Origin of the sequence: uncultured Clostridium sp. (assembly GCF_900547735.1) — a bacterium.
Taxonomy (GTDB): Bacteria; Bacillota; Clostridia; order Lachnospirales; family Lachnospiraceae; genus Otoolea.
The window spans coordinates 1-4,045 of the sequence record NZ_URHZ01000145.1 but is presented as its reverse complement, the minus strand read 5'-3'; the positions used below and the strand labels follow the sequence as shown (position 1 = coordinate 4,045).

Genomic DNA, 4,045 nt, shown 5'->3' with positions numbered 1-4,045 from the left:
ATATCCGTGCTTTGTCCATATCCGTGCTTTGTCCATATCCGTGCTTTGTCCATATCCGTGCTTCAATTAATTTTTCCTTTTGTTACTTAGCTTTTCTTGTTATATATTGTTCGTGTAATTACACAATTTCATCTATAAACGCCTGATTTACCGTCTCAATCTGAGCCAGTTTTTCCATCAGTTCCGCAGACAGTTCAGGACGGATTTCTTCCGGTTTCCTGTAACCGCACAGCCAGCCGGCAAGTTCTCCCGGCGTCATGCACAGCGCCCCTCTGTCTTCTTTATCCCAATCCGCCTCTAAGCGGACGGCTGACGAACCGCTGTCCGAAAGATTCCAGATATAGCTTCCGTTTACGGCATCCATAATATGATCTTCAATCCTTATCTTAAGCTGAAGTTCTTTTCCCGCCTCACGCAGCCTGAACAGGGACAGAAATGCCTCCGCACAGGTCACTCTTGCCATAATAGCCGGTTTTCTCTTAATTTCCTCGGTAAACTGCTCATCGGTGTAGAGCAGCCGCTGTTCTTTTCGTCCCGCTCCCCAGTATGCCGCAAGCCCCGCCTCCTGCTCCCCGTTGAAGAGGAATTGAAGCGCTCCATCCTCGGATTCCAGTTCCTTGAGCAGACGGCTCACATAGGCCCCGTCGCGGCGGCAGTACATGTCGCAGCGCCCGGCAAGCCACTGTTCCATATATTCTGCCGCCTTTTCGCAGTCCTCCTCATTATCCCGGCAGTCCACCGCAGTCAGCTTCTCTCCGGCCTCCTCCGTCAGGGACAGAACCGGCAGCTCACTGATATAAGCAAAATCTAACGGCAGATAAATCCGTTCATCTGCAGGCATGAGAAATACAAATGGAACCTGTTCCTGATTCATATCCTGCATCATGCGCAGGAATACATCCCTGAAATGCCCCTCGCGGCGGTGGCTTTCCTCCGTGGCAACGCCCACCACATAGTAGGTGTCGACATCCTGTCCTTTGACACGGACGCGGTACGGATTCAACTGGGTCATGGATATGATCAGTCCGTTATCATTTTTCACCAGAATGCGGTTGTCCTTAGTTTTCTCGAAATAATAATACTTCACAAACTGCTCGGAGTCTTCCGGAAAACAGGAATGCCAGAGACGCTCCGTATCTGATTTATTATCGTCGGACAAATATTCAATCCTGCTGCCCGATATGGTATTACCAATCTGCTCGGCCCAGCGGTATCCCTTTTTTCCGTCCAGAAGCTGCTCAACAAGGTATTTTCTCGCATAGTCGGCCGGATTGTAGGAGGACTTTGCTTTGCGCAGTCCTTCCAGTCCCATGTCGTCCTCCCTGTTAACCCACTCCACATCGGCAAACTCCTCGATTAGAAACTGCTGATTGATGAACTGGTACAGGCCGTTAATCTCCGGGTTGGCTTTTTCAATATGGATGACGGCCATATTTTCCACCGGGTTAAAACTGCCGATGGTAAATGCCTCCAACTGTCCGTCAATAAACACGCCTCCCATGCGCACATAGAGAGCCGAACAGTTTTTAAGAATATCATGGATTCCGCGCACCTCATAGTCCAGATGCTCCTCCACGTCATCGCCCTTCTGAAGTCTCCATTTATCAAGGAACTCCCAGACCTCATGGCTGTCGGAACAACAGAGGCGGCGGTATTCATATCGTCCTTCATACTCGCGTTTAAATGCATTAACGCGGTTTTTCTTCTTATGCAGCTTCTTGCCTGCAAGGGTTCTCATGGCATTGCCGTCATAAAGATAATCCCTGGAGTCCACCTGCTCTTCCACCAGATACTTGTCCTCCGGCAGATCCAGATACTGTACTGCAAATTCGTCCGCCAGATTGATAACCAGCGGATATCCCAGTTCTTCATTAAAATACTGCTCTATTGCCTTAAATGCATCCGGAAGATCTTCTTCGCGGCATAGCGGCATGGCGGAAAAACATTTGCCGCCGCTCTCCATCAGCCACAGGAGCGCTTTGTCCTCCCATATTGCATATTGAACATGATAATACTCTTTCCATATAAAACTTTCCAGGAACACGCTGTCGCATGTTTTGTTGTGACGTAAGTTATAAAAGGGAAGTACATCTCCGATATTGTCTATATTAACTGTCTTAAACTGTAAATCCATAGTTCCTCCTTGCGGTATCGTGGTTCACGTACTCAGGTATGACTCGCACCAGATTTGATAAGACCTCATCAAGTACTCATATTATACCATTCCTACTAAGCTCGATGGGACCTCGCTAAGTACTCAGGTATGACTTGCACTAGATTCGTAAGGACCTCATCAAGTGCTCATATTATATCATACATTATATTATAAGTAAAAAAACTCTTTTTTAACATTATAAACTCAACTTTAAAAAAGAAAAAGCCCGTAATATTATATTTCCGGCAGATTATAGTGAAAAAACGGTGAAAAACGCGTTTTTGCATTTCTTTCACCGTTTCTGTCCGGAGGCCTGGAGACGCTTTCCGGAGCGTTGTCTTTGTATCATATCTGTAGCATATTGGGGGCGTATTTACGTTGATTCACTATACTTTATTCTGCCAGGCTGAACTCATGGGCGGGTTTGTCGTACTGGCGCTCTGTGATTACGCTGGCTGTCAAATCCGTATTGTTGTAGACTATGGACCACTGGGTCGCATTAAGTCTTCCTGTCGTCTCCGACACATGCCAGTCACTGGACGCCGCTTCCAGAAGATCCATACCGGCCTGTGCATCCTTCAGCACGCCTCCGCACTCATCAAGTTTGCTTTTAAGTACCTCATAGCGGTCCTGGCCGCTTCCGAAATTGTATTTCTTCTCGGACAGAAGGAAATTGGTCACCATCTGATAATTCTTCTCGGCCGGTATCACCTCATATTCGTTGTCAACATACTCGACCACAACGCTGTTCCCCTGTGCGTCCGATATCTGGAAGTGGTAACAGCTTCCTGCCGACGAATGCATATCATACTGCTCCAAAAGCGCCAGCGCTTCCTCCACCGTGGCCGCTTTGTCGAGAATCAGACGGATTGCCGTGGTGGTTGTGATATCCGTTTTGCCCGTGTCCTGGTTCGTCGGTTCATCACCGATTCTTAAGACCGCTGCAGTCAGGCCTTTTTCATTAATTCCATCCAGCGGCGCATAAGGAGCCGCCAGAGTAATAATCTTCTGTTTAAATGTTTCCGGCAGTTTGTCCTCTCCAAAGCCCAGAAAAGCAAGATTCACCGTAGAAAATGAGCGGTATCCATTATCCGGTTTTGTCTCTACAAATAATGCGGGAGAATATGTCAGATCAAAATTACGCCCGAAAATCTGATCTCCGTCTTCCGTCTGGGCGCTGAATGTGGAGCAGCCCAAATCAGGGATCGAAAATTCCAGAGGAACTCCCTTCAGGAGCCGATCCGTAACAAATTTCACCAGTTCCGCATCCGTGGACGCTCCCTGTTTCAGAAAGTCATCAAATCCATAATCACCTTCATATTTCATTGTATACAAAACGTTGTCATCCACCTTCTTTAGTGAATCCAGCGTTTTCAACTCATTCCTGAACATAAATACACCTCCTGCCACCACAATTAATAGCAATGCCGCTAGGCAGCCCACGATGTAAAGCAGCCGTTTTTTCCATTTATTATGCTGCATATCTTTCTCCTTCCATTTATCTTTTATACCTGCGCACCGGAAATACACGATATTTTTATGTAAAAACGCGTGAAAATACCTCGCTATACTCTCTTCCGGGCAGCTACGCCTAATTTATTATTATATATGAAAAGTGAATTTTTTAACAGCTCTAATTAAATCCGACAATTGAATTTAAATCGCTGAAGGCCGGCAGTTCTCCATTCCCATTATCTGTTCTCAGTAATTTGTAGAATTCAAAAACCACGAAAACATAATGTTTTCGTGGTTCATAAGAGAGGCGACGACCGGAATCGGACCGGTGATAAGGGTGTTGCAGACCCGTGCCTTACCGCTTGGCTACGTCGCCAGAGTGACCCCAACGAGATTCGAACTCGTGTTACCGCCGTGAAAGGGCGATGTCTTAAC

Annotated in this window: 2 protein-coding genes and 1 tRNA gene; all 3 read right to left on the bottom strand. The window is 46.8% G+C overall.

What is annotated here, in order from left to right; all coding sequences use genetic code 11:
• Nucleotides 1–118: 118 nt before the first annotated feature.
• Nucleotides 119–2,134 carry a GNAT family N-acetyltransferase gene (locus tag QZT18_RS23625; protein WP_366925962.1) on the bottom strand — a complete coding sequence of 672 codons (2,016 nt, stop codon included), beginning with the start codon at nt 2,132–2,134 and terminating at the stop codon, nt 119–121.
• Nucleotides 2,135–2,548: 414 nt separating this feature from the next.
• The gene (locus tag QZT18_RS23340; RefSeq protein ID WP_294152127.1) at nt 2,549–3,637 is read right to left on the bottom strand and encodes a linear amide C-N hydrolase; all 1,089 of its coding nucleotides are present in this window, start codon (nt 3,635–3,637) and stop codon (nt 2,549–2,551) included.
• A 278-nt stretch (nt 3,638–3,915) separates the two neighbouring features.
• Nucleotides 3,916–3,986: transfer RNA gene (locus QZT18_RS23335), tRNA-Cys, on the bottom strand.
• Between the last annotated feature and the right edge of the window lie 59 nt (nt 3,987–4,045).

Bases quoted from the DNA above. Each gene is read 5' to 3' on its own strand.
- QZT18_RS23340 (WP_294152127.1), bottom strand. From the start codon at position 3,637: ATGCAGCATAATAAATGGAAAAAACGGCTGCTTTACATCGTGGGCTGC.
- QZT18_RS23625 (WP_366925962.1), bottom strand. From the start codon at position 2,134: ATGGATTTACAGTTTAAGACAGTTAATATAGACAATATCGGAGATGTA.